General features: G+C 66.8%; 18 protein-coding genes and 1 tRNA gene. 13 read left to right on the top strand and 6 right to left on the bottom strand.

Going from position 1 to position 19785, the window contains the following annotated elements; all coding sequences use genetic code 11:
* Window positions 1-331: 331 nt before the first annotated feature.
* The 6 genes from galU to ftsH all read right to left on the bottom strand — a co-directional run bounded on the left by galU (window position 332) and on the right by ftsH (window position 7385).
* On the bottom strand, window positions 332-1204 hold the full coding sequence (gene galU / locus DESPIGER_RS12565; RefSeq protein WP_072337784.1) for a UTP--glucose-1-phosphate uridylyltransferase GalU: 873 nt from the start codon (window positions 1202-1204) through the stop codon (window positions 332-334).
* A 127-nt stretch (window positions 1205-1331) separates the two neighbouring features.
* Window positions 1332-2684, bottom strand: a complete 1353-nt coding sequence (gene glmM / locus DESPIGER_RS12560; protein WP_072337402.1) for a phosphoglucosamine mutase — start codon at window positions 2682-2684, stop codon at window positions 1332-1334.
* 32 nt (window positions 2685-2716) lie between these two features.
* A complete protein-coding gene (locus DESPIGER_RS12555) occupies window positions 2717-3646 on the bottom strand; it encodes a YbbR-like domain-containing protein (RefSeq protein ID WP_072337401.1) in 930 nt (309 codons plus the stop codon).
* Window positions 3633-4367: a diadenylate cyclase CdaA gene (gene cdaA / locus DESPIGER_RS12550; protein WP_083575412.1), complete on the bottom strand. Its 735-nt coding sequence runs from the start codon at window positions 4365-4367 to the stop codon at window positions 3633-3635. Before cdaA ends, DESPIGER_RS12555 begins: the two co-directional genes overlap by 14 nt.
* Window positions 4368-4528: 161 nt before the next feature.
* Window positions 4529-5329 (bottom strand): dihydropteroate synthase, encoded by an 801-nt coding sequence (folP, locus tag DESPIGER_RS12545; RefSeq protein WP_173783313.1) that lies wholly within the window; start codon window positions 5327-5329, stop codon window positions 4529-4531.
* 88 nt (window positions 5330-5417) lie between these two features.
* Window positions 5418-7385, bottom strand: a complete 1968-nt coding sequence (ftsH, locus tag DESPIGER_RS12540; RefSeq protein ID WP_072337397.1) for an ATP-dependent zinc metalloprotease FtsH — start codon at window positions 7383-7385, stop codon at window positions 5418-5420.
* Between the two features lie 282 nt (window positions 7386-7667).
* On the opposite strand from ftsH, the gene DESPIGER_RS12535 reads away from it, so the two are divergent.
* The 13 genes from DESPIGER_RS12535 to DESPIGER_RS12475 all read left to right on the top strand — a co-directional run bounded on the left by DESPIGER_RS12535 (window position 7668) and on the right by DESPIGER_RS12475 (window position 19622).
* Window positions 7668-7761, top strand: a tRNA-Sec gene (locus DESPIGER_RS12535).
* A gap of 182 nt (window positions 7762-7943) precedes the next feature.
* Window positions 7944-8678 (top strand): 4'-phosphopantetheinyl transferase family protein, encoded by a 735-nt coding sequence (locus DESPIGER_RS12530; RefSeq protein ID WP_072337395.1) that lies wholly within the window; start codon window positions 7944-7946, stop codon window positions 8676-8678.
* A 15-nt stretch (window positions 8679-8693) separates the two neighbouring features.
* Complete coding sequence (locus DESPIGER_RS12525; RefSeq protein WP_072337393.1) at window positions 8694-9479, top strand: hypothetical protein; 786 nt, start codon at window positions 8694-8696, stop codon at window positions 9477-9479.
* 226 nt (window positions 9480-9705) lie between these two features.
* A complete protein-coding gene (trmD, locus tag DESPIGER_RS12520) occupies window positions 9706-11001 on the top strand; it encodes a tRNA (guanosine(37)-N1)-methyltransferase TrmD (RefSeq protein ID WP_072337391.1) in 1296 nt (431 codons plus the stop codon).
* 61 nt (window positions 11002-11062) lie between these two features.
* Entirely contained in the window at window positions 11063-11410 is a 348-nt protein-coding gene (rplS, locus tag DESPIGER_RS12515) for a 50S ribosomal protein L19 (RefSeq protein WP_006006452.1), read from the top strand.
* Window positions 11411-11629: 219 nt separating this feature from the next.
* Window positions 11630-12265, top strand: coding sequence for a ribonuclease HII (locus tag DESPIGER_RS12510; protein WP_156831740.1), 636 nt, complete (start codon window positions 11630-11632; stop codon window positions 12263-12265).
* Between the two features lie 23 nt (window positions 12266-12288).
* Window positions 12289-12744, top strand: a complete 456-nt coding sequence (locus tag DESPIGER_RS12505) for a YraN family protein (RefSeq protein WP_231927674.1) — start codon at window positions 12289-12291, stop codon at window positions 12742-12744.
* Window positions 12677-13525 (top strand): 16S rRNA (cytidine(1402)-2'-O)-methyltransferase, encoded by an 849-nt coding sequence (rsmI, locus tag DESPIGER_RS12500; protein ID WP_072337389.1) that lies wholly within the window; start codon window positions 12677-12679, stop codon window positions 13523-13525. The genes DESPIGER_RS12505 and rsmI overlap by 68 nt, the downstream gene beginning before the upstream one ends.
* Before the next feature lie 46 nt (window positions 13526-13571).
* Window positions 13572-14321 carry a PTS system mannose/fructose/sorbose family transporter subunit IID gene (locus DESPIGER_RS12495; RefSeq protein WP_072337387.1) on the top strand — a complete coding sequence of 250 codons (750 nt, stop codon included), beginning with the start codon at window positions 13572-13574 and terminating at the stop codon, window positions 14319-14321.
* A gap of 180 nt (window positions 14322-14501) precedes the next feature.
* Complete coding sequence (locus DESPIGER_RS12490) at window positions 14502-14789, top strand: HPr family phosphocarrier protein (RefSeq protein ID WP_072337385.1); 288 nt, start codon at window positions 14502-14504, stop codon at window positions 14787-14789.
* 1 nt (window position 14790) lies between these two features.
* Window positions 14791-16554 carry a phosphoenolpyruvate--protein phosphotransferase gene (gene ptsP / locus DESPIGER_RS12485; protein WP_072337383.1) on the top strand — a complete coding sequence of 588 codons (1764 nt, stop codon included), beginning with the start codon at window positions 14791-14793 and terminating at the stop codon, window positions 16552-16554.
* A 4-nt stretch (window positions 16555-16558) separates the two neighbouring features.
* Entirely contained in the window at window positions 16559-17014 is a 456-nt protein-coding gene (gene smpB, locus DESPIGER_RS12480) for an SsrA-binding protein SmpB (protein ID WP_072337381.1), read from the top strand.
* Between the two features lie 4 nt (window positions 17015-17018).
* A complete protein-coding gene (locus DESPIGER_RS12475) occupies window positions 17019-19622 on the top strand; it encodes a ComEC/Rec2 family competence protein (RefSeq protein ID WP_072337379.1) in 2604 nt (867 codons plus the stop codon).
* Window positions 19623-19785 lie beyond the last annotated feature (163 nt).

The raw sequence follows: 19785 nt of genomic DNA, 5'->3' as shown, positions 1-19785 counted from the left end.
GAAAAATGCCGCCATGCGGGCCATGACCCAGCCATGCCCCGCCCGAATCCGTCTCGTCCCCGTTGCTCCTGCGCCGCGCCCCGTCCGTCTTTCGGCAGAGCGCCCGCAAGGATGTAGTTTTTTCACGTTGTTCTGTCAACATACGGCGAACGAAAAGACCACGCTTCCGCGCTTTCTGCCAACAGGCGGGCATCCCGCAGCGTATCCTCTGTGGACACTTGTGCGATTCTGCCCTTTTTTTCCCCGTACTGCAAGCCGCAAGGCCTGCCACCAAAAAGAAAGGTCGTTGTCACCGTAATGACAACGACCCCGGGATCATGTTTTTGCCAGGCTACTTGAACTGCACGAAATTCTTGAGCAGGCCCAGCAGCTCGTAGCGCAGGGATTCATCCTGCAGGGCAAAATAGATGTTGGCACTCAGGAACTCGGCCCAGTCCCCGGCATCGAAACGCATGCCGGCCATGCGCACGGCCATCATGCCGCGTTCCTTGGCCATGGCCTGCAGGGCGTCGGTGAGCTGGATCTCGCCGCCGTGCCCCGGTTTGACCTTTTCGAGATAGTCGAAAATGTCCGGTGTCAGCACATAGCGGCCCACGATGGCCATGCGGGAGGGCGCCTCCTCGCGCTTGGGCTTTTCCACCATGTCGCGCACGCGGTACACGCCGGGCGCCACTTCCTCGCCATCGATGATGCCGTAGCGGCTCACCTTTTCCCACGGCACTTCCATGACGCCGATGACGGGCATCTTTTCGGCCATGGCCACTTCGATGAGCTGGCCGATGCCGGGCACACCGCTGAACATCAGGTCGTCGCCCACCATGACGGCAAAGGGCTCGTCGCCCACCAGCTCGCGCGCGCACATGACGGCATGGCCAAGCCCCAACTGGCGCTTCTGGCGCACGGAAAGGATGTTGACCATTTCCGCCACCCGGCGCACTTCTTCCAGTTTGTCCAGCTTGCCGGCACGTTCCAGCACGTCCTCGAGCTGCAGGTTGTGGTCGAAGTGGTCCTCGATGACGTTCTTGTCACGGTTAGTGACGAAGATCACGTCCTTGATATGGGCACGCTGGGCCTCTTCCACAACATACTGGATGACGGGCTTGTTGTAGATGGGCAGCATTTCCTTGGGGATATTCTTGGTCGCGGGCAGGGAACGGGTCCCCCAGCCGGCCACGGGGATGACAACCTTACGAATGTCCTTCATGTTCTCCTCCATCATCGCATGCCCCTCACGGGGCTGTGCTTGGGACATGGTTCTCGACGAAAGCATGTCACGGGCCTGCCGCGGCAGCTCCCGGAACGAATCAGCTCCTCCAGGAGAGGACAAAAAACTAGCGCAGCTCGCGGCTCACCACATCGGCCAGGTCGCGCGCGTAACGGACGACCTTGTCTTCATCCTCGGCCTCGACCATGACGCGGCACAGGGCCTCGGTGCCGGAATAGCGCAGCAGCACACGGCCGCGACCGGCCAGGGCCTTTTCCACGTCGGCCACAGCCTTGCCGATGGCGGGACGCTCCTCGAAGGGCAGCTTCTTTTCCACCCTCACGTTGATGAGCTTCTGCGGGAAGAGGTGCAGCAGGCCCGCCAGCTCGGACAGGGGCTTTTCCTTCTCGCGCACGATGCGCAGCAGCTGCAGGGCCGCCAGCAGGCCGTCACCGGTGGTGCTGTACTGGCGGTAGATGAGATGCCCGGACTGTTCGCCGCCCAGCATGGCGCCGGTCTTGCGCATGGCTTCCATGACGTAGCGGTCGCCCACCTTGGTGCGCAGCAGCGTGCCGGCGCGCTCCTTCATGAATATCTCCAGCGCCAGATTGCTCATGGCCGTGGCCACCAGCATGTTGCCGGGCAGTTCGCCCCGCTCCATCATGGCCTGGGCACCCAGGGCCATGAGCTGGTCACCGTCCAGCACGTTGCCCTTTTCGTCCACCACGATGAGGCGGTCGGCGTCACCGTCCAGGGCCAGGCCCACGTCCGCGCGCACTTCGCGCACCTTGGCGGCCAGGGTCTCGGGATGCAGGGAGCCGCAGTGATCGTTGATGTTGGTCCCGTTGGGGCCGGTCCCCAGACGGAAGACTTCCGCGCCCAGTTCTTCCAGGGCCAGGGGGGCCACCTTGTAGGCCGCGCCGTTGGCGCAGTCGATGACGATGCGCAGGCCGGACAGGGTCAGATGGGCCGGGAAGCAGCTCTTGGTGTACACGATGTAGCGGCCGCCGGCGTCTTCGATCTTGCTGGCGCGGCCGACCCGGTCGGAATCGGGATAGGGCCAGCGCATGTCGGGATCGAGCACCATGGCGGAGATCTCGTTCTCCACCTCGTCAGGCAGCTTGAAGCCGTCGGCATCGAAGAACTTGATGCCGTTGTCCGAATAGGGATTGTGCGAGGCGGAGATGACCACCCCCAGGTCCGCCCGCATGTTGCGGGTCAGGAAGGAGATGGCGGGCGTGGGCAGGGGCCCGGTCATGATGACGTGCATGCCGGCGGCGCACAGGCCCGCCGTGAGGGCGGACTCGAACATGTAGCCCGACAGGCGGGTATCCTTGCCGATGACCACGCGGTGCTGGTGCGAGCCCTTGCGGAAGCGCACCCCCGCGGCCAGGCCCAGGCGCAGGGCCACATCCACGGTCATGGGATAGATATTGACAGGGCCACGCAGGCCATCGGTGCCGAAAAGACGTTCTGCCATGTGTTCTCCTTGCCGGTGCCATGCGCCGGAGGCTACTTCTTGCGGGTAATGGTAACGCTGTCGAACGAGGGATTCAAGATGGTCATGCCTTCCGGCAGCTGGATGCGCGGTTCCGCCGTGCCCTTCTGCCCCGGCTCCAGGGCCGGCGGGACGACCATCACTTCCAGCCGTTTGAGATAGGAGGTGTTGCGGGCCAGGGCCTCGGGCACCTCCACCATGACTTCCACATGGGAAGGCTCCACCGTGAACTGCGAGGCGTTCTGGGCCTCCACCGAGATCTTGCAGCGGCGGGAGACCACCGTGCGCCCGCTGGTGATGGTGTACTGCACCTTCACCGAGGCGGGATTGGAGGTGACCAGGCTGGGGGTGTCCAGCAGCAGGGTCTGCTCCACCGTGGTACCGGCGGCCTTGGGGTCCAGACGGATGCCCAGGGGCAGGTTGCTGATGGACGAGATGACGCCTTCCGGCCCGCGCAGGGTGACGGATGCCGGGGAAACGGTCACGTTCTCCACGGTCAGGGCCCCGCTGCGCAGGGGGGATTCCAGCACGGCCCGGATGGGCACGCTGCGCTCGGCCAGGGTATCGGCCGTGATGACGATGCGGGGCGGCTGCACGTCCACCAGCTCGAAGGCCCGCAGGCTGGGGCCCATGTTGTCCGAGGTCAGGGGGACGATGGTCGTGCCCTTCTTGATGTTGGAAAGATTGATGGCTTCCGTCAGGCTGCGCGACGAGATGGAACGCAGCAGGATCTCCGGCCCGCGCAGGCGCACCTGCACCTTGCTGACCAGACCGTCCGTCACCACCAGGCCGGGGGGGATGCCGTTGTATTCGATGCCCACTTCCAGCTGGACTTCCAGACGGTCGCGCACGCTGACCACATACCACATGCCCACGGCCACGGCAAAGGCCACGAACAGGGAAAGGAGATGGGGGGCCTTGCGGCTGTTCCTAGAGGATATCATTGAGCACCTGCCTCAAGCGCGTGGCATCAAGACTGCGGACGAGCTCGCCCTTTATGGCCACGGAGATCTCGCCGCGCTCTTCCGAGACCACGACCACCACGGCATCGCATTCCTGTGTCATGCCCAGGGCGGCGCGGTGCCGCGTGCCGAACGACTGACCCTTGGCCTCGGCCAGGGGCAGGATGCAGGCCGCGGCCGTGATGCGTCCCTTGCTGATGAGCACGGCACCGTCATGCAGGGGCGCCTTGGGATAGAAGATGTTCATGAGCAGCTGGCGCGACAGCAGGGCATCCACCCGCACGCCCTCGCGCTTGATCATGTCATCCAGCCGGGTGCCCCGTTCGATGACGATGAGGGCCCCCACACGCAGGCGGGCCATCTCCACACAGGCCATGACCACCTCTTCCACGGCCGAATGCTGCAACGCGCGCTTGCGGAAAAGGTTGTTGGTCCCTATCTCGCCCAGTGCCTGCCGGATGTCGCTCTGGAAGATGACCACGATGAGCAGGAACAGGGAGCTGAAGACATGCTGCAGCAGCCAGGTCAGGGTATACAGCGCCATGCTGCGCGAAATGAAATACAGCAGGGTCAGCAGGCCGAGACCGGTCAGCACCGTCAGGGCACGCGATCCCCGCAACAGCTGGATGACCTGGTAGAGCAGCACTGCCACCAGCAGGATATCCAGCGCGTCACGCCATTCAAAAACCACATGTTCCAGCACGGTCCCTATCCTTGGGCATCAGAAAAATCCCCTTCCACGCCACGGGGTGGCGTCCCCCTTTGCCGTCTGCCGCATCACGGATGCCGGGCAGCCGGCGCGCAGTATAAAAACAAGCGCACGCCGGCGCAACAGGCAAATGGCCCGCACGGCACGACAGCTCCTCAGGGCCGGCAGGCCCCTGCAGGATCGCGGAGGGCCGCCGCCAGGGTGAGGGTCCGGCGCGTGGCGGCCACATCATGCACACGGTGCCAGAACAGCCCCTTTTCCCAGAGCAAGGCCGTGGCCACCTGGGTGGCGCAGCCCCGTTCCGGGGTGGTGAGGCCCAGCAGCTGCCCGAACATGGATTTCATGGACAGGCCCAGGAGCACGGGCCGCCCGAAGGCGAGCCAGTCCTCCGCATGGGCCAGCAGCTCCAGGTTGTGGCCCAGGGTCTTGCCGAAGCCGATGCCGGGGTCCAGCACGATGTGCTCTTCCGGCAGACCGGCGGCCGTCAGGCGGTGCAGCCCGCGCTCGAAAAAGGCCATGACCTCGGAACGCACGTCCGCGTAGCGGGGATCCTGCTGCATGACGTCCGGCCGGCCCTGGCTGTGCATGAGCACATAGCCGGGCTTGTACTGGACGAGCACGTCCAGCAGGCCGGGGTCGAAGGCACAGGCCGAGATATCGTTGATGATCTGCACGCCCTCTTCCAGCACGGCGGCCGCCGTGGCCGCATGGTAGGTATCCACGGAGAGCACGGCCCCGGGGATCTCCCGCCGCAGCTCCCGCAGCACGGGCATGAGGCGCAGCAGTTCCTCTTCCGGCTCCAGTGCCTGCGCACCGGGCCGGAAAGACTCCGCCCCCAGGTCGAGGATGTCGGCCCCTTCCGCATGCAGGCGCACGGCATGGGCCAGGCCCAGGTCCGCGGAATCGTGCGTGCCGCCGTCATAAAAGGAATCCGGCGTCAGGTTGACGATGCCCATAACGCCAAAGGGGGCAGAGGTCGTCACCGCCCCGCCCCCAAGACACAGCCAGGAGCCGCCCCGGCGGGACGGCTCCCCAGACAGAGGATTATTGCTTGCGCTGTTCGTTTTCATCGTTGTCCTGCATTTTGCCCGTGGCCGCATCGCCCTGCTCCGCCTTCCGGGGAGCGGCCTCGGCAGCCGTGTCCGCCCCGGGCGCCGCGGCGTCCGCATCGGACGGATCCGGCTCCAGCACGAAGTCCCCGGCAGGGGCGGCCTTCACCGGCTTGCCGTTGGCATCCAGCGGCGGCAGGGGCTTGTTCTCCATGAGCAGATCCAGTTCCTCGCCGCTGATGGTCTCGCGTTCCAGCAGGGCCTGCGCGATGCGGTCCAGGGCCGCACGGTTGTCTTCCAGCAGCTTGACGCAGCGGGCATGGGCCTCTTCCACGATGCGCTTGACCTCGGCGTCCACCAGACGGGCGGTCTCTTCGCTGTAGTTCTTGTTCTGCACCCATTCACGGCCGATGAAGACCTCTTCACCGGTCTCGCCGATGGACAGGGTGCCGATGGCGTCGCTCATGCCCCACTCACAGACCATCTTGCGGGCCATGCGGGTCACGCGCTCGATATCGTTGGAAGCTCCGGTGGTGATGTCGTCAAAGACGATCTCTTCCGCCACGCGGCCGCCCAGCAGCACCACCAGGTTGTTGCGCAGGTAGTTGCGCGAGTAGCCGTGGCGGTCTTCCTCGGGCAGCTGCATGGTCAGGCCCAGGGCGCGGCCGCGGGGGATGATGGTGACCTTGTGCACGGGGTCGGAACCGGGCAGCAGGCGGGCCGCCAGGGCATGGCCGCCCTCATGGTAGGCCGTGATGCGCTTTTCCTCGTCGGAGAGGATCAGGCTGCGGCGTTCGCGGCCCATGAGCACCTTGTCCTTGGCGTATTCGAAGTCGTGCATGTCCACCTTGGTGGCATTGAGCTTGGCGGCCTGCAGGGCGGCTTCGTTGACCAGGTTCTCCAGATCGGCGCCGGAGAAGCCCGGCGTGCCGCGGGCCAGGGTATCCAGGTCCACGTCGGGATCCAGCGGCGTACGCTTGGTGTGGACCTCAAGGATGCGGCGGCGGCCGCGCAGGTCAGGGGTGGGCACCACCACCTGACGGTCGAAACGGCCGGGACGCAGCAGGGCCGGGTCCAGCACGTCGGGGCGGTTGGTGGCGGCCAGCAGGATGACGCCCTCGTTGCTCTCGAAGCCGTCCATCTCCACCAGCAGCTGGTTCAGGGTCTGTTCGCGCTCGTCATGGCCGCCGCCCAGACCGGCACCGCGCTTGCGGCCCACGGCGTCGATCTCGTCGATGAAGATGAGGCAGGGGGCGTTCTTCTTGCCCTGCACGAAGAGGTCACGCACACGGGAGGCGCCCACGCCCACGAACATCTCCACGAAGTCCGAACCGGAGATGGAGAAGAAGGGCACGCCGGCCTCACCGGCCACGGCGCGGGCCAGCAGGGTCTTGCCGGTGCCTGGAGGGCCCACCAGCAGCACGCCCTTGGGGATGCGGCCGCCCAGACGGGTGAATTTTTTGGGATTGGAAAGGAATTCCACCACCTCGGACAGTTCTTCCTTGGCTTCGTCCACACCGGCCACGTCATCGAACGTCACACGGGCCGAGTCCTGGTTGAGCAGGCGTGCGCGGGAACGGCCAAAACTCATGGCCTTGCCGCCGCCCCCCTGCATCTGGCGCATGAAGAAGATCCAGACACCGATGAGCAGCAGCATGGGGAACCACGACACCAGCAGGGTCATGTACCAGGGCTGTTCTTCCGGCGGCTGGGCCTTGACTTCCACCTTTTTGTCCAGCAGACGGGACACCAGCTCGTTGTCACGCGGGGCATAGGTCTGGACGGAGGCGCCGTCCGGTCCGCGCCCGATGAGGGTGTTGCCCTGGATCTCCACAGAATTGATCTGCCCGCCATCCACACGGTTGATGAAATCCGTGTAGGACACCTTCTGGGCCGAGCTCTGCGGCTGCTGGAACATATTGAAAAGCATGACCATCGCAAGGACTATGGCAGCCCAGAGCATCAGGTTGCGACTAAACTGGTTCAATTCGGCCTCCACTACAGAGCGGTAAAGCGTTGTGCTGATGGCGCACGGTCTGCGCCAAGAAGTCAAGGTACTCTGACCGGCGGCACAGTGTCAATCGACACCGGTCAGGGATCAGGAACAAGATAAGTCGCCTTTCCCGTCTGGCAATGGGCGGGGACAGGGGGGAAGGGAAAAACCTGGTGCCGGGCACGGGCCCGCCCCTGCCGCCGCGGCGGGCTTGCTTTCCCCCGGGCTTTGTGGCATAGATGATGACCGTGTGGAGGCGTGTCGTCACCGGTGTGGCGCCCGGTCTTCAAAACCGGTGGCAGGCTTGACCGTCTGCGGTAGGTTCGACTCCTATACGCCTCCGCCATCCCGCCAGCAGTCCGCCCGCAAGCCTCGTGCCTGCGGGCTTTTTTCGTGCCCGCCTCGCCCTTCTTCCGACAACGCCGGGACCAGGCCGGCCCCTGCGGGTGCCCCTGTCCGCAGCAGGCGACGCGCGCCGGGGTGCCGTCGGCAATTGCCTTTTGCCCGCCTGCCGGGCATCATTACCCCATGTCCCGGTCCCCCTCCCCTTCCCCGTTGCCGCCCCTGCTGCTGGCGGCCTGCCCTTTGCCGTCCGGCCCCGGCCCGTCCCCCCTCATGGCGCTGCCGGAGCTGCCGGAGGGACTGCCGGCGGCGGAAGACCTGGCCCACATGGCGGCTTTCCGCCTCCCGGCCGAGCGTGGCAAGCGCCATCTGGCCCGGCTGCTGCTGACGGTGCTGCTGCACCGCGCCGTGCTCTCCGGCCTGCCCGCCCGGCCCTCCGTGTGCTGGCATCCCCTGCCGCAGCTCTTCCACCACGCGGCGCAGGCCCGGCGCTTCTTCGCCCGCCATGCCTGTCCCCGCCTGCACCGCCTGCCTTCGGGCCGTCCGTGGCTGGAGGGCCATTCCGTCAGCTTCAGCTACAGCGAGCAGGCGGTCTTCTGCCTGCTGGCCGGTCCCGGTACCTGCCCCGGCACGGATGCCGAGGCCCTGACCAGCCCGTCACCGCCCGCGTCGGCCTTCGCTCCCCGGGAGCTCCCCTCCTGCCTTTCCCCGGCGGCCCGGCAGCGTGACGGCCTGCGCCGCTGGACCATCAAGGAAGCCGTCTTCAAGGCTGCCGGTACGGGCTGCGACCGCCCGCCGCGCCTGCTGGACAGCGGCCGCAGCGGACGGCGCTCGGGCGACCTCGTGCTGGATGCCGTCCGTTACCGCTGGCGACTGCTGCCCTGCCCCGGCCACTGGCTCTGCGTGGCGGTACGGGGGTAATCCTCGGAGATATCCATGCCCGACCATATTCTTTCCCTACCCTCTACCCACTATCTTTTTATTCTCAAGAAGTATCTTCAGTCTCAAAAGACAGCTGAGCTTTCTTACATCAAAGAAAAGGTTAGAAAGCGCGCCTCTGGAGAGAGTTTTAACTTCAGCGAACATCTCCAGGGACTCATCTACGCCTTGCTTTCCAGTCAGGCCGTATGGAAAAAAATCCATGACTATTTACCTGATATCGACAAGATATTTTTTGAATACGACAAAGAAAAAATCCTCATGACGCCGCCTTCTGTCTTTTGTGAAAAAATAAAGGACATCAAATGCGGTAACAGGGCCATCCGCGCCCAAATGCGCTCTTTACGGATACATATCCATATCTTCGAGCGGATAGAAGTGGAGTATGGTAGCCTCGACGATTTCGTGACCTCAGAAAATGCACATCATATCGTAACCATGCTGTCTTCTCCGCTATCCCCTTACAAGCTCCCCATGGTGGGCAAGGCTCTAGCCTGGGAGTATCTGCGTAATGTAGGTATCGATGCCGCAAAACCTGATGTTCATATACGGCGATTTCTGGGAGCGGACAGAATGGGAAGTTGTCTTGCAAGCAGCCCCGCATCTCTTGCAGATGTCGAACAGAAGATGGAACAACTTGCAGAGGAGACAGGGCTTTTAAAGGTCGAAATAGATGATCTTATCTGGCGGTTCTGTGCCAAAGGCTACGGGGAGATCTGTACAGCCAGCCCGGCATGTGAACGTTGTGTCATCGCAGATCGTTGCCACACCTCTCGGCACTGAAGGGACACGAATATACCCGGAATCAGCTCTTCTTCTGAAGGATGGCCAGCGCAATGACGGCGCTGGAAATACCAGCCTCTTTCCCTCCTTGTGCACGGTATAAATTTCGCCGTGACACTCCTGTTCCACTCCTCTCGTCTTTTGTCTTCCCATTTTCTTGCTTTCCGTTGCCTGCCGCACACAAACATTTCTTGCCTTATGTCCGCTTTTGGGTCACTGTGCGCCCATGCTTCGCTTTCATCTGGTCAGCCTCTTCCCGGAGTTTTTCCGCTCGCCCCTTGAGACGGCACTGCTGGGCCGCGCCCGCGAAGCCGGCATCGTGGATTTCTCCTTCCACGATCCCCGCAGCTTCAGCACCAGCCGTCACCATCATGTGGACGACCGCCCCTACGGCGGCGGTCCCGGCATGGTCATGCAGGGCGAGCCGGTGGCCGCGGCGCTGCGCTCCATCGAAAAGCCGGGGCGCATGATCCTGCTGGCCCCCAGCGGGCGCCCCCTCAATGACGCGCTGGCCCGCGAGCTGGCCCGGGAAGAAGACCTGACCCTGATCTGCGGCCGGTATGAAGGACTGGATGCCCGCCTGCTGGACATCTTCCCCCTGGAGCCCGTGAGCGTGGGCGAAGCCGTGCTCAACGGCGGCGAGACGGCGGCCCTGGCCGTCATCGAGTCCGTGGCGCGGCTGGTGCCCGGCTTCATGGGCAAGGAGGAGTCCGGGGACGATGAAAGTTTTTCCAACGGCCTGCTGGAGTACCCCCATTACACGCGGCCCGACGTGCTGGAAGGCCGCGAGGTGCCGGAGGTGCTGCGGGGCGGGGACCACGGGGCCGTCGCACGCTGGCGGCGCCAGCAGTCGCTGGCCACCACGCTGCGGGTGCGGCCCGACCTGCTGGACAGCGCGCCCCTGGCGGCGGAAGATGCCCGCCATCTGGCCACGCTGCCCCGAACCAGGGCCGGCAGGAACCTTTCGTTCTGCCTCGTGCACTATCCCGTGCTGCTGGGCCGGAAAATTTCCGGCGTTTCCTCTTTGACAAATTTGGATATTCACGATATAGCCCGGATTTCCCGCAGCTATGCGATGGGACCGTTCTATGCCGTGACCCCGCTGGAGGACCAGCAGCGTCTGCTACAGGCCATAGTCCGGCACTGGACGCAGGGCGCGGGAAGCAGGGGCAACCCGGACCGGGCCCAGGCGCTCGCCACGGTTTGTCCTGCCGGATCCGTGGATGCCGCTGTGGAACATCTCACGGAGCGCACGGGCATGCGGCCCCGGGTGGTGGCCAGTTCCGCCTCCTGGCCCGCTCACAAGCACGCGCCCCCGCCGCTTTGTCCGGCGGATGTGTGCCGCATGTGCGAAGAAGGCCCCGTGCTGCTGTTGCTGGGTACGGCCCAGGGGCTGGCCCCCGAGGTGCTCGCCCGGTGTGACGGGGTGCTCAGACCCATACGGTATCTGGGCTACAACCACCTTTCGGTGCGGAGCGCGGCCGCTATCCTGGCCGACAGAATTTTGGGCGATTACAAGTAAGCGCCACAGTTTTTCTTCACGACGACAGCCGTCCCAAGGCTGCGTATTCAAGGAGTAGGGCATGGATATCATCAAGAAAATCGAACGTGAAAACATGCGTATGGATATGCCCGTGTTTCGCTCCGGCGACACGGTGAAAGTGCATCTGCGCATCGTGGAAGGCGAAAAAGAGCGTATTCAGGTGTTCCAGGGCAACGTGATCCGCATCCAGCGCGGCACCACCGACGCCACCTTCACCGTGCGCAAGATCTCTGACGGCGTGGGCGTGGAACGCATCTTCCCCCTGCACTCCCCCTTCATCGACCATGTGGAAGTGGTGAGCCAGGGCCGCGTGCGCCGCAGCCGTCTGTACTACCTGCGCGCCCTCAAGGGCAAAGCCGCCCGCATCAAGCCCCGCGGCCGCTTCTGATCCGCAGCCCGGCGGAATGTCCATGGCGGCCTGAGGGTCCTGTGAACATGCCCGGGCAGAAGAGCAACGGACCGAACCTCACCCTGCCTTGCGCGGGGTGAGGTCTTTGTCGTTTCAGCAACAGAGTGAAAGACAGTGCCCCCCCGTCGCAAACGATCCTCCGCCATACCGGCCCCCGAACAGGGCCTGCTCTGCGCCCCGCCCTCCCGTCCCCTGCTCATGGCGGGCATCGATGAGGCGGGCCGCGGCTGCCTGGCCGGCCCCGTGGTGGCGGCGGCCGTCATCCTGCCGGAACGGTATGACCTGCCGGGCCTCACGGATTCCAAGGCCCTGAGCGCCGCCAGGCGGGAACATCTGGCGCCCCTGATCCGCCAGTGCGCCCTGGCCTGGGGACTGGGCGTGATCTGGCCTGCCACCATCGACCGCATCAACATCCTGCAGGCCACCTTCGAGGCCATGAGCCGCGCCGTGGCCAGCCTCAGGCGCAGGCCCGGCCTTTTGCTGGTGGACGGCAACAAGACCGTGCCCGGGCCCGTCCTGCTGCCGCACTGGCGCAAGCGCCATGCCGACGCCCCCGACCTGCCCCGCCAGCATGCCGTGGTGGGCGGGGACCGCTCCGTGCCCGCCATCTCCGCGGCCTCCATCCTGGCCAAGACCTACCGGGACAGGCTCATGGAGCATCTGGACCGCCACCATCCCGGCTACGGCTTCGCCCGGCACAAGGGCTACGGCACGGCTGACCATTACGAGGCCCTGCACCGTCTGGGGCCCTGCCGCCAGCACCGGCTGACCTTTCGCGGCGTGCTGCCCGACAGGGAAGACGGCCCCGGGACCCGGCAGGGGAGCCTGCTGTGAGTTTTCTGTCCCGCCTGCGCCGTCTGGGCGATCCTCCCGAACCACAGACGGGGCGCGCGCCTGCGGGCGGGGACCACAAGGCCGCCCTGGGCCGTGCCGGAGAGGAGGCCGCCGCCACCCTGCTGCGCGCGCACGGCATGCGCGTCCTGGCCCGCAACTGGCGCAGCGGCCCGCTGGAACTTGACCTTGTCTGCCGGGAAGGCGACACTCTTGTTTTCGTGGAAGTCAAAACGCGCGGGCCGGGCAGCCTGGGCAGCGCCCGGGACGCGGTGGGACCGCGCAAGCGCCAGAGCCTGATCCGGGCCGCACGGGCCTGGCTGGCCGCGCACGACCAGTGGCACCTGCCCTGCCGCTTTGACCTTGTCTGCATCGAACCGGGGCCCGCGGGCCCGCACATGGAGCACATCCGCCATGCTTTCGACCTCTCCGGCTCCGGGCCATCTGTGGATAGTGGCCACGCCTCTTGGCAACCCTGGTGACCTTTCTCCCCGCGCCCGCGAGATCCTTGCCGGTGCCGACCTCATCCTGGCCGAGGACACCCGCCGCGCCGGCCTGCTGTGCAGCCAGTGCGACATCCCGGCCCGCCGCTTCCTGAGCTTCCATGACCACAACGAGAGCGAGCGCCAGGAAGAGGTCCTGCGCCTGCTGCGCCAGGGGCAGAACCTGGCCCTGGTCTCGGATGCGGGCACGCCCCTGCTGGCCGACCCGGGTTACCGTCTGGTGCGCGCCTGCCGGGCCGAGGGCCTGCCCGTCTCGCCCGTGCCCGGCCCTTCGGCACCGGTGACGGCCCTTTCCGCCGCGGGCATCCCTCCCCTGCCCTATACCTTTCTGGGCTTTCTGCCCCGTGATGCCGCGGGCCGCCGCGCCACGCTCTCGGCCTTTGCCCGCACCCCGGGCTCGCTCATCTTTTTCGAGCGCAAGGACCGTCTGCGCGAGAGCCTGGCCCAGGCCGCGGAACTGCTGGGCCCCCGGGCCGTGGCCGTGTGCCGGGAATTGACCAAGACCCATGAGGAATTTATACTTGGTCGTCTGGAGAAATGGCAGGAGCTGCCCGAAGAGCTGCTGGGCGAGATCACGGTCATCATCGGCCCGCCGGAACAGAAGGAACGCGCCGACGAAGCCGGGGCCCGCCGGGCGCTGGACGCCGTCATGGCCGCCGCGGACGGGCGCCTCAAGCCCAAGGAAGTGGCCCGCCGGGCCCAGGAGATGGCCCCCGGCTGGAGCGCCAAGGAGCTGTACGAGCTGCTGACCCGCGCCTGAGCCTTTCTCCGCCACGGAACCGACCGCCCAACCAAGCGAGCCCGTCATGTTGCCCACCCGGACAGCCCTTTCCTGCCTTGCGCGAAGCTGCTGCATCAACGCCGCCGTCACGGCACGCGGCATGCAGCAGCTGGGATTGCTGTTCGCCCTGGAACCGGCACTGCGGCACCTGTATCCCGATGCCGAAGCCCAGGCACAGGCGGCGGCCCACTACAGCGCCCACAGCAACACCCATCCCTACATGCTGCCGTTCTACATGGGTCTTTTGCTGAACATCGAAGAACAGGTGGCCCAGGGCAAACTGCCCTCCAACGCGCTGGACACGGTGCGCCGCACGCTGGGCACCACGCTTTCCGCTGTGGGGGACGGCTTTTTTGAAGGGGGCGTCTTCCCCTGCTGGGCCCTGTGCTGCATCTGCCTCCTGCTGGCCGGGCACACGCTGCCCGCCATCCTGCTGACGGCCCTGCTGGCCGTGGCCCTGCTGGCCTTCAGGACAGGCACGTTTTTCTTCGCCCTGCGCTACGGGCTGGCCGCCCTGGCCTGGCTCAAGCGTCTGGGGCTCATCAACTGGACCGGCCGCATCAAGGTCGTCAATGCCTGCCTGCTGACCGTGGCGGCCGCCATGCTGCTGCCCTACGGCGGGGACCGGCATACGCTCCTCTGGTGTATGGGCGGCGGCGCTGCCGTACTGGCCGCCGCCTGGATCATCGGACGCCTGCATTTGCCGCGCATCGTGCTCTGGCTGATCCTGCTGACCTTCCTCGTGCTCATGGACGCGGGGCTGGTCGGCCTGTAGACGCCGCATCCCGCGGTGCGACGGCAGGAGACACGGCCGCGGGGGCGGAAAGACGCGGCCCGCGCCGCCGCAGGCGGCAGGGACGCCACGGCACCAGCCCCTGCCGCAAGGTCCCCCGCGCGGGGGACCGTCAGGAACAGATCGTATCGGTCGCCCGGGGCGACCAGGGAGAAATATATCATGGCTGAAGTTCAGGAAACGCCCGAAGGCCTCGCCCTTCCCGTCACGCTGCACACGCGTGGCGGGTTGCACGCGCGTCCTGCCGCCCGCCTGGCGCAGGAGGCCCAGCATTTTTCCTCCGACATCCAGATCCAGAGCGACAACGGCACCGCCGATGCCAAAAGCATGCTGGACATCCTCTCCCTCGCCATCTCCGCAGGCTGCTCCCTGACCCTGCTGGCCCGGGGCGATGACGCCCGCGAAGCCCTGACGGCCCTGGCGGATTATCTGGAAAACCTGCAGGACTGATATGGCACGCTCTCTTCTTTTCGGTACGTCCGTCTCGCCCGGTATCGCCATCGGCGTGCTGCGCTTTGCCCATAATGTCCAGACCGTGGAGATGCGCCGCATCAGCCCGCGTGAAGTGGAAGGCGAACAGGAGCAGCTGCGTGCCGCCGTGACCCATGTGCGCGCCGCCCTGCAGGAAGCCATGACCAAGGTCCCGGAGGACCTTGCCGAATACCGTGAGGTCATCGCCGCCCAGATCGAACTGGCCCGCGACCCCAAGCTGGTGGGCAGCGCCCTTGCCCGCATCGAGAAGGAACTGGTCTGCGCCGCCTGGGCCCTGGACAGCACCGTGGAACAGCTGTGCAGCATCTTCCGCAACATGGACGACCCCTACCTGCGCGACCGGGCGCAGGACATCAGGGCCGTGGGCCTGCGCCTGCGCGAATGCCTGGCGGGCAGCTGCGCCCTGCCCGCCGCGGCCGGGGCCGGCATCCTGGCGGCCCAGGATCTTTCGCCCGCCGATGTCATGGACATGGATTTCAAGGACGTGCGGGCCGTCATCACGGCGGAGGGCGGGCCCACCTCGCACACGGCCATCCTGTCACGCGGTCTGCACATCCCGGCCCTGGTGGGCGTCACCGGCCTGCTGGAGACCGGCAGGCCCGGGGAGAGGGTCATCGTGGACGGCCTCAACGGCTGCCTGCTGCTGGCCCCCGATGCCGACGACCTGGCTGCCTATGAGGAACGCCTGCACGAGTACCAGGAGTGGGAGGCCCGCACCCGCAGCGAGTCCCACTGGCCCGCCGAGATGCGCGACGGCGTGCGCGTGGGCGTCCATGCCAACCTGGAACGGCTGGAAGAGATGGACGAGCTGCAGGCCAGCGGCGCCGAGGGCGTGGGCCTGTACCGCACGGAGTTCTCCTTCCTGCGGGAACACCTGCCCAGCGAGGAAGAACTGTATGCCGAATACAGCGCCGTGGCCCGCAAGGCCGCGCCCGCGCATGTGGTCTTCCGTACCCTGGACGCCGGCGCGGACAAGATGCTCCGCGCCCAGGAGGCCCTCAGGGAACCCAACCCGGCCCTGGGCCTGCGCGGCATCCGCTTCTGCCTGCGGCACCAGAAGATCTTCCGCAGCCAGCTGCGCGCCCTCATGCGCGCCGGGGTGGAAGGCAACGTCTCCCTGCTGCTGCCCATGATCTCCGGCCTGGCCGAGGTGCAGAGCGTGCGCCGCATCATGCAGGAGCTGCAACAGGAGCTGCGGGCCGCCGGCCTGCCCCACGCCGCCGACCTGCCCCTGGGCATCATGGTGGAGACCCCGGCGGCCGTGCTCATCGCCGACGCCCTGGCCCGCGAATGCGACTTTTTCAGCATCGGCACCAATGACCTCATCCATTACCTGATGGCCATCGACCGCAACAACCTGCACGTGGGGTACCTCAACGAGGCCCTGCATCCGGCCGTGGTCCGCTCCCTGAAGCGCATCATCGACTCCGCCCACCGCGAGGGCATCGGGGTCTCCGTCTGCGGCGAGCTGGCCGCGGACCCCTATGGCCTGGCCCTGCTCCTGGGCATGGGCGTGGACACGCTCTCGGCCTCGCCGCGTTTCGTGCCGGGCATGAAGCACATGATCCGCCGCCTGGACGCCCGGACCTGCATGGACATGGCCCACAGCGTGCTCATGAGCACCGACGTGACGGCCTCGCAGCGCATGCTGCGCGAACGCCTGCAGGAGAGCCTGGGGGCGGAGCTGGCCTTCCATACCACAAGCATCATGACGAACAGTTAGGAATATGAGCAAGAAACCATCCCCGTCCACCATCGCCGTCAACAAGAAGGCGCGCCACCTGTATGAACTCTCCGACTTCGTGGAAGCGGGCATCAGCCTGACCGGTCCCGAAGTCAAAAGCATCCGGGCCGGCAGGATCAACTTTCTGGACAGCTATGTGGATTTCCGTGACGGCGAGGCCTTCGTGCTTTCGCTGCATATCGCCCCGTACGACAACGCCGGCTATGTGCCGCAGGACCCCGACCGGCCGCGCCGTCTGCTGCTGCACGCCGCCGAGATCCGCCAGATGGCGGCCCGCGTGGAACAGAAGGGCCTGACCGTGGTGCCCGTGCGCATGTACTTCAAGCAGGGCAAGGTCAAGATGGAGATCGCCCTGGGCCGCGGCAAGAAGCTGTTCGACCACCGCGAGACCCTCAAACGCAGGGCCGAAGAACGCGACGCCGCCCGCGATCTGGCCTGACATCATGTGGCGCCCGCCGCTGGCCCCGGGCCTTCTCTGGCAAAGCTGGCTGTCATGCTGGCTGCTGGGCCTGCTGGCGGCACGCTGGCCGGGACCCGCGCTTTGCGCGGGTCTTTGCGTCCTGGTGGCGGACAGCCGGTTGTGGCGCTTCTCCCGCCTGCTGCTGGCCTGCGCCGTCGCCCTGCTGGGCTGCGCCACGGCCCGGGCCCTGCTGCCCGATCTTTCCCCTCCCCCCCTCCTGGAGCGTCTGCACCAGGAGCGCATCCCCACCCGCCACTGGCCCGTGCTGGAAGCCCGGGTGGACGATGTGCGCACCCTGCCGGATCAGCGCCTGCGCATCAGCCTGACCGATCTGCGCCTGGAAGGGGCCGACGGCCAGGCACAGGCCGCCCTCCCCGGGGACGCCTCCTGGACATGGGAACAGGCCGCCGTCTTTCCGCTGCCGGGGCAGACAGTGCGTTTGCAGCGCAAACTGCTGCCCGTGGACGGCCAGCGCAATTTCGGCCTGACCGACTGGGGGTTCTGGTGGCACAGCCACGGCACGGGCTGGCGCATCTGGAGCCGGGGCACGGACGGCCACCCCGCCGTCGGCGGCCCGGCCTCCTCCCTTGCCCGGCAACGTCTGGCCCTCATGCGCCGGTTCCTTGCCGTGCTCCTGCCGGGCAGGACCGACCTGCTGCCGCCCCCGGCCCCCCCCGCCTCTGCCGCGGCCCCTTCGAGGCCATCCGCCGCTGGCGCCCCCATGCCATCCGCCGCCCCCGTGCCCCAGGGCAAGGCCATCCTGCTGGCCCTGCTCTTCGGGGAACGCTTCCTGCTGGAGACGCCCACCGTACAGGCCTTCAATGCCGGCAACCTCTCCCACAGCCTGGCCCTTTCCGGCCAGCACCTGCTCGTGGCCGGTCTGGCGGGGATGTTCGTCGTCTGGATGGCGGCCCGCCTGCATCCGGGCCTCTATCTCTGGCGGCCCCGCAGCGTCCTCATCCCGCTGGCGGCCTGCCCGGCGGCCCTGGTCTATCTCTGGCTGGGCAATGCCCCGCCCTCGCTGCTGCGGGCCGCCGGCATGCTCCTGCTGCTGGCCACGGGCATGGCCCTGGCCCATTTGCGCTGCATGCCGCTGCCCCAGGCGCTCCGGGAACGCCTCCCTGCCAGCGGGCTGGATGTCCTGTGCTGCACGCTGCTCTGCATCACCGTCATCTCCCCCCTGTCCGTTTTCGATACCGGCCTGCAGCTTTCCGCCCTGTGCGTGGCGGTCATCTGCTGTGCCACGCCGCTCATGGGACAGCTGCTGCGCCGCATCCCCCGGACATCCCCCGGCCGGCGTCTGCTCCGCTCGCTGGCCGGCATCCTGCTGGTCTCCTTCTTCATCCAGCTGGCCCTGCTGCCCCTCTCCCTGCTGCTGTTCAACAACAGCGGGCTCTGGTTCCTGCTCAATGTCTTCTGGCTGCCCGTGCTGGGCGCCCTTGTCCTGCCGGGGGCCTTCCTGGGGCTGGGGCTCAGCCTGTGCGGCCTTGCCCCCGCGGCCGCCCTGGTGCTGGATGCGGCCGCCCTGCCCTGCCAGTGGCTGGTGGACGGCCTGCTCTTCCTTCAGGCGCAGGGCTGGCTCAGCGTTCCCCCTGTGCTGCGTCCCCACTGGACGGCCCTGCCCGCCATGGCCTGCCTTTTCCTGGCGCTGGCCCTGCGGGCCGGGCGCCCCGCCCTGCCCCCGGCGGGGAAACGCCTGCTCGTCTGCGGCCTGCTGCTGGCCTGTGCGGGCCCGGCCCTGCGCCTGCACCACAGTCTGGTGCCCAGGCTGGAGCTTTCCGTGCCCGACGTGGGACAGGCACAGGCCGTCCTGCTGCGCCTGCCGCACGGCCAGACCCTGCTTGTGGACGCCGCGGGCAGTACGTCCCGGCGCTGGAACCCGGGGCGCGACGTCCTTCTGCCCCTGCTGGCCGCCAATGCCCGTCCCGCCCTGGACACCATCATCAACAGCCATCCCGACATCGACCACGCGGGCGGCATCCCGCCCCTGCTGGCGGCCTTCCCCGGGGCATGCCTGCTGCACAACGGCCAGCCGGGCAGCGGCCAGATGGGGGACACCTGGCAGGACACCCTGCAAAAACGGAAAAACGTCTCCCTCCATGCCGGGGACATCCTGCCGCTGGGCTATCCCGACGACGGGCTTGCCCTGCATGTGCTGCACCCGCCCCGGCCGGTCCCGGGAGCCCGTGCCTGGGAGGGCAACAGCGCCTCCCTGATCCTGCGTCTGGTCCGGAACGGCCACGGCCTGGCCCTTTTTCCGGGCGATGCCGATGTGGCCGCCCTGCGGCATCTGCTGGCCAGCGGTCAGGAGGTGCAGGCCGATGTCCTGCTGGCGCCGCATCACGGTTCGGACAGCTCCTTCCTGCCGGCCTTTCTGACAGCGGTGCGGCCGCGGCTGGTGGTGGCCTCCTGCGGCGCCTTCAACCGCTTTGGCCATCCCGGGAAACGCCTCAGGCAATGGCTGGAAGAACAGCGGATACCCCTGCTGCAAACAGGCCGTCATGGGCATGTCCGCGTGACCTGGCCCCTGACGGGCCACAGGAGCGGCCCTCCGGCCTGGGATACCGCCCGGCCGGTGCGGCCCTGAACCATACCGGCCCCGCAGCGCTGCAGATGCTGCCCGCAGGGCCCTCTCCCGTGGATCTCCCTTCCCCGGCGCTTTGCCGGAGGCCGGATACGAATGACGGGCCGCCCCCCGCAGGGAACGCCCCGTCGTCCATCATGCTCATGACCTGCCCCCCCTGGCATGT

The sequence above is a fragment of the Desulfovibrio piger genome, assembly GCF_900116045.1.
GTDB classification, from domain to species: Bacteria; Desulfobacterota; Desulfovibrionia; order Desulfovibrionales; family Desulfovibrionaceae; genus Desulfovibrio; species Desulfovibrio piger_A.
Note: the sequence above shows the minus strand (reverse complement) of the source record. Positions and strands in the feature narration are given on the sequence as shown.